The sequence below is a fragment of the Bacteroides sp. AM07-18 genome (assembly GCF_003602695.1).
GTDB classification, from domain to species: Bacteria; Bacteroidota; Bacteroidia; order Bacteroidales; family Bacteroidaceae; genus Bacteroides; species Bacteroides uniformis.
In genome coordinates this window covers 1-6,352 of record NZ_QTLM01000032.1, presented here as the reverse complement: position 1 = coordinate 6,352, position 6,352 = coordinate 1, and the positions used below count along the sequence as shown (strand labels likewise).

4 protein-coding genes are annotated in these 6,352 nt (G+C 35.8%); all 4 read left to right on the top strand.

The window, feature by feature from the left end; genetic code table 11:
* Positions 1-70 precede the first annotated feature (70 nt).
* The gene (locus DW096_RS18950) at positions 71-1,246 is read left to right on the top strand and encodes a glycoside hydrolase family 172 protein (protein WP_005824687.1); all 1,176 of its coding nucleotides are present in this window, start codon (positions 71-73) and stop codon (positions 1,244-1,246) included.
* Positions 1,247-1,348: 102 nt separating this feature from the next.
* Positions 1,349-4,273, top strand: coding sequence for a TonB-dependent receptor (locus DW096_RS18945; protein WP_227238601.1), 2,925 nt, complete (start codon positions 1,349-1,351; stop codon positions 4,271-4,273).
* Between the two features lie 18 nt (positions 4,274-4,291).
* Positions 4,292-5,866 carry a RagB/SusD family nutrient uptake outer membrane protein gene (locus DW096_RS18940; RefSeq protein ID WP_005824689.1) on the top strand — a complete coding sequence of 525 codons (1,575 nt, stop codon included), beginning with the start codon at positions 4,292-4,294 and terminating at the stop codon, positions 5,864-5,866.
* 76 nt (positions 5,867-5,942) lie between these two features.
* Positions 5,943-6,352 (top strand): glycoside hydrolase family 97 N-terminal domain-containing protein (locus DW096_RS18935; RefSeq protein WP_233555740.1); only part of this gene is annotated, 410 nt, incomplete at its 3' end.

Below are 6,352 nucleotides of genomic sequence, written 5' to 3'. Positions count from 1 at the left end.
AATATCTTGAACTGGCAAAACTTGCTGAAACCATTAACTAAGTATATAAACCAATTAATTTATTTAAACCATGAAAATCAAATTTTTTATCTTAGCAGCCTTATGTATGGCAACTATAAGCATTTACGCTCAAAATTTTAATGGACTTGACATGAATATGGGTAATTTATATCGCTTATCCAATGCCAAGACACGTTCCATCAGCCCTGAAAACTTTACAGGTGAGAAAGGTAAAGGTGGTATGGCTGATCCAATTACAGATAAAGAAAAAATAAATCAAGCTAATGCACATCATGCAGCTAAAACTTTAGGGCAAGGCTGGAAAGTCAATCCTTATGTAAACATTGGCCCTAACGAAACTTTTACTTTAGCAGAAATCGAAGGCCCTGGTTCTATACAACAAATTTGGATGACACCAACAGGTGAATGGAGAAAAACAATTATTCGCTTTTATTGGGATGATGAAAAAGAACCTTCTGTAGAGTGCCCTATAGGTGATTTTTTCTGCAGTGGTTGGGGACTATATTCTCCATTAAGTTCATTAGCAGTTTGTGTAAACCCTGGTAGTGCGTTCAATTGTTATTGGCAAATGCCTTTCCGCAAAAAATGTAAAATTACAATGGAAAACATTGACCCCAATAATGAAATGAGAGTTTATTACCAAATAAACTACACTTTAACAGAAGTTCCTGAGGATGCAGCTTATTTTCATGCACAATTCCGTCGCTCAAATCCTAATATAAATTCTGACCATGTATTGGTTGATGGTATTAAAGGTAAAGGACAATACGTTGGTACATATATTGCTTGGCAAGTGAATAATAACGGTTGGTGGGGTGAAGGTGAAATTAAATTCTTCATGGATGGTGATAAGAAATTTCCGACAATCTGCGGTACTGGTACAGAAGATTACTTTTGCGGATCTTACAACTTTGAAAATAAAACGACGCATCAATATGAAGAATTCACTACTCCTTATGCAGGATTACATCAGATTATTCGCCCAGATGGAGTTTATCGTTCACAACAACGTTTTGGCATGTATCGTTGGCACATACTTGATCCAATCCGTTTTGAAAAGGATTTAAAAGTTACAATTCAAGATCTTGGATGGCGTAACGACGGCCGATATCTCGATCAGAAATCAGACATTTCTTCTGTTGTATTTTGGTATCAAACTGAACCACATGCTAAATTTCCAACATTACCTTCAGTAGACGATCTAGAAATTGTACGACCTTTTTAAAATACTCTGAGAAATATATAATTATTTATCTAAACATTTTATCACTTTGAATCTATGCTAAATTTTTATCAAAAAAGGACTTTGTCCAATACAATTCGACTAATGACAATATTATATATGTTATGCATATGTCAATTAGCTATTGCACAAACCAAAAACTTCCAAGGTGTCGTAAAAGATGCAAAAGGCAACACATTACCAGGAGTTACAATATTGGAAACTGGCACCAGTAATGGAGTTTCAACAAATATTGACGGAATATTTGAGATAAAATTAAGACCTGGCAGTACATTAACAGTAAGTTATATTGGATACATTACTCGCACCATTCCAACTAACGATAAAACTACTTTTTTAAACATCATTCTTGAAGAAGATGTATTTCAGCTTGATGATGTGGTAGTGGTAGGTTATGGTTCCATGAAAAAAGGTGAAGTAACCAGTGCTATTACATCAGTAAAAAAAGACGATTTTCTTGCCGGGATGGTAAAAAGTCCCGAACAACTCCTTCAAGGAAAAGTAGCAGGTCTTCAACTTTCAAATTATACTGGTGATCCTGTATTAGGACTCGAAATGACTATTCGAGGTGTTAATTCATTATCTGGTAATACTAGTCCATTGATCGTTATTGACGGAATTCCAGGTGGTAGTTTAACAGCTATTTCAAGTGAAGACATAGAATCTATAGATGTGCTAAAAGATGGTTCTGCAGCTGCTATTTATGGTACTCGTGGTACAAATGGTGTCATTGTAATTACTACCAATCGTGCTAAAGCGACTAAACTTTCCATGGAGTATAATGGATCTATCTCATTTGAAACATTTGCAAAACATGCTGATATGTTAACAGCCAATGATTATCGTAGATTAACAGATGATCCTGATTTTCCAGGTATTCAAGATGAGGGAACTACCACTGATTGGGTGGACGCTATTAGTCGTACAGCTATCAGCCACAATCATTTTCTTTCTTTGAAAGGTGGTAGCGCTGAATCCAATTACGTAGCTTCCATAGATTATCGCAAACGTGAAGGTGTCATTCGTCATACAGATCGTGAATCTATTACAGCTAAAATAGGTCTAAATCATAATATGTTCAATAATAAATTACGCTTTCAATTCAATATCAATGATAGTTATGTCACCCAACAACGTGCATGGTATGCAGCCTATTTAAATGCTTTATTAGAAAATCCTACCCGCCCTATCTATGATGAAAATGGAAATTATACGGAATATAAAGTAAATCTTAAACCTTATAATCCGGTTGCCATGATTAATGAAGAATATGATGTAGAAGGATACAATCAATTAATGATGAGCGGGAAAATAACTTTATCACCAATTGAAGGTCTTAATCTAAGTGTGATGGGAGCTATGCAACGTTTTGATCGCATGGAGAATAAAAGCAATACATTTAAACATATGACTACTGTGGTAAACGGAGATTATGGTAATGTTTGGAATTGGGCTGATAATACAATGCAAAAGAATTTAGAATTGGTAGGTGATTATACCAAATCATTAGGTTTACACAATCTAGGTGCCATGATAGGTTATAGTTACCAAGATGATGATGCTAAAGGTATATATCAATGGGCAAAAGATTTTCCAACAGATATGTTTGGACCTTGGAATATTGGTTCTATGAATGATATGAAGGATAATAAGGCAGCTATGACCAGTTATAGAAATACTCATAAACTAATTTCATTTTTTGGTCGATTGACTTATAATTACAATGAAAAGTATATGTTTATGGCCAGTTTACGCCGTGAAGGTTCATCACGCTTTGGAGATAACCATAAATGGGGTTGGTTTCCTGCTATATCAGCAGGATGGCGCATTAGCAAAGAGAATTTTATGCAAGATATCCAATGGTTAGATGACTTAAAAGTTCGCATAGGTTATGGCGTTACAGGTAATGAAGTCACATCTAATTTACTATCCATGTATTTGTTAAATTATGGTGGATATGCATATATTAATGGAAAATGGACACAAGGTGCAGGTCCATACCAAAATCCTAATCCCGATTTAAAATGGGAAACGAAGAGTGAGTTAAATTTGGGACTTGATTTTTCATTCCTAAAAAATAGACTTTCTGGTTCTATTGATATTTATCACCGTGAAACTTCAGATCTACTTTCTACCTATGAAGTACCAACTCCACCTTACATTGTATCAAGTATGATGGCAAATGTTGGAAAAATTAGAAATCAAGGCATCGAATTGTTATTAAGTGGTACTCCTATTAAAACACGCGATTTACGTTTTGACATTACAGGAACATTTTCCTATAACAAAAATAAAATCATTTCTTTATCAAATGGACTTTATCAAAAAGATTATTGGTATGAAGGAGCTACCGGTTCACCAATTCAAACCCATACTCACATAGTAAGAGAAGGTGATCCCGTTGGTAATTTCCATGGTTTCCAGACTCATAGTCTTACATCTGATGGTTTATGGATGGTATATGGTGCTGATGGTCAACCCAAATTATTGACTGATGCTGATGATGGCGACAAAAAAGTTATTGGTAATGGTATTCCAACAACTTATGGAAGTCTAAATTTAGCATTAAGCTATAAAGGTTTCGACGTATCTGTTATGTTCCGCGGTGCATTCAATTTTCAAGTCTTGAACCGCCAACGTATGCATTGGGAAACAACCTCACGTATTGGAGAAGGCAATCTACCTCGCTCAGTATTGGAAAAACCATTTGGTAGTAATTCATATGTAAAAGGTGCTCCTGCTATGCAAAGTTATTATGTAGAAGATGGTGATTATGTAAAATTGGATAATATAAATGTTGGCTATACATTTAATCTTAAAAAACAAAAAGTCATTCAACGTCTTCGTCTATATGTAGCAGGCAATAATTTACTCACAATGACTGGTTATAAAGGACTAGATCCAGAAGTTAGTATTAAAGGACTTGCTCCTGGTGTTGAAGGATCTGGTGCAGGCGAGTTATATCCCACTACACGTCAGTTCACTGTTGGCTTAAATCTTTTATTTTAACCTTAAAAAATTACAGCAATGTTCAAAAAACAATATATTACTGGTGCATTTTTAGCTGTTATCTCTTTATTCAGTTCTTGTACCAATTTGGATGAAGAAATTTTTAGTAGCATCCCTGAAAAAGACTTTTATAAAACTGAATCTGAATTCTTGGCAGCCATGGTTCCCATATATTCCAGTATGCGTACCTTAACAGAACATTCAAACTGGTGGGATTTAGAAGAAACTACCGATGTTTGTGTTACTCCAGTTAAAAATCATGGCTTATGGTATGATGGAGGTATTTATATTCGCTTACACCAACATTCTTGGATGGAAGAAGATGCACATCTAAACAATATATGGAATGCATTATATTCAGGTGTCTCAAGTGCTAATAGAGTTCTTTACCAATTTGAAAATTCAACAATAGAAATGAATGGTAAAGAAAATTATATTGCAGAATTAAAAGTAGCTCGCGCATTTTATTATTACTTACTACTAGAAGCTTTTGGTAATGTTCCCATTATTGATCGATTTGATGTTCCTGATGGTTATTTACCAGCAACAGAGCCACGGTCTAAAGTTTTTGAATTCGTTGAGTCGGAATTAAAAAATAATATCAATAACTTAAGTGAAGATGTCTTAAACACCTATGGACGTTTTAATAAATGGAACGCAAAAATGCTTTTGGCACGTCTATATTTGAATGCTGAAGCATGGATAGGAACTCCCATGTATAATGAATGTGAAAATTTATGCAATGAAATTATTGCTACTAATAAATATAGACTAGACGGAGATTATTCACTCCCATTTTCTACAAATAACGAATTGAGTAATGAAACAATGTTTGTAATTCCATTCGATGAAACCAAATCAGGTGGTCAAATTTATATGTGGGCACGCAAAACTTTACACTATTCTCAAATGCAAACTTTCAACCTCCAAGCCACTTGGCTTGATGGTGGGTGCGTCGGAGTTCCTACTTTCTTTGATAACTATATAGAAGGTGATAAGCGTTTAGAAAAAACATGGCGCATGGGACAACAATATGCACTTGATGGTACTCCATTATGGACAAATGGTTGGTGCGGAGACCCACAAATGCTGCTCAGTTATACCAAAGATGTTACTAATATTAGTGGAGATGCTACCATGTATCAAGGGTATCGTTTTGGCAAATATGAAATCAAAATAGGTGCAACAGGTACTCCTGATAATGATTATGTCATTATGAGATATGCCGAAGTATTAATGATGAAAGCTGAATGTATACTCCGTACAGGAGGTAGCTCACAAGAAGCTGCCGAATTAGTAAATGAAGTACGTAGAAGAAACTTCGATACAACCAATGAATTAACCGGTTCAGAATTAGAAGCTACCACAATTTGTAATGGAGTTCCAGTAAAATATGGTCGTTTTCTTCAAGAACTTGGTGTAGAATTTGCATTAGAAGGCTTACGTCGAAGTCAACTTATTCGTTTTGATAATAATTTCACAAAAGGTACTTGGTGGGAACACCAGCCTACTAATGATACAAAACGTAATCTCATGCTAATACCATTTGATCAGCTACAACGTAATTCTAATTTAGTACAAAACCCTAAATAATACTATCATATTTCAAGCGGAATTTGAAAAATGTAAATTCCGCTTGTATTTTCTAACTAAATATATTATTATAAAAATGAGAAAACTTTTTATTATATGTGCCCTCCTATTCTGCCTTGGTACCACTTCAGCCCAGCAGAAGTTCTCTGTGGCATCTCCCGACGGGAAGCTGAAGCTTGTGTTGGACATAGCACCTGAGAAAGTGGCCTACAGCGTGAAATACGGGAAACAGCAGCTGCTGGAGGACTCAAGGCTGGGATTCGAGTTCGACAGCGGGGAGTTCGGGGCAGGGCTCAAGGCGGGAAAGGTACAAAGGAGGAAAATAGACGAGGCCTACGAGCTGATAGTGGGGAAGGTCCGCAGAGCGAGGAACTACTGCAACGAGATGACAGTGCCCCTGGTGGAAAGGAATGGGAAGGAGAGAACAGTGAACCTAGTTGTAAGAGCATTCGATGACGGGATAGCATTCAGATATGAATTTCCGGA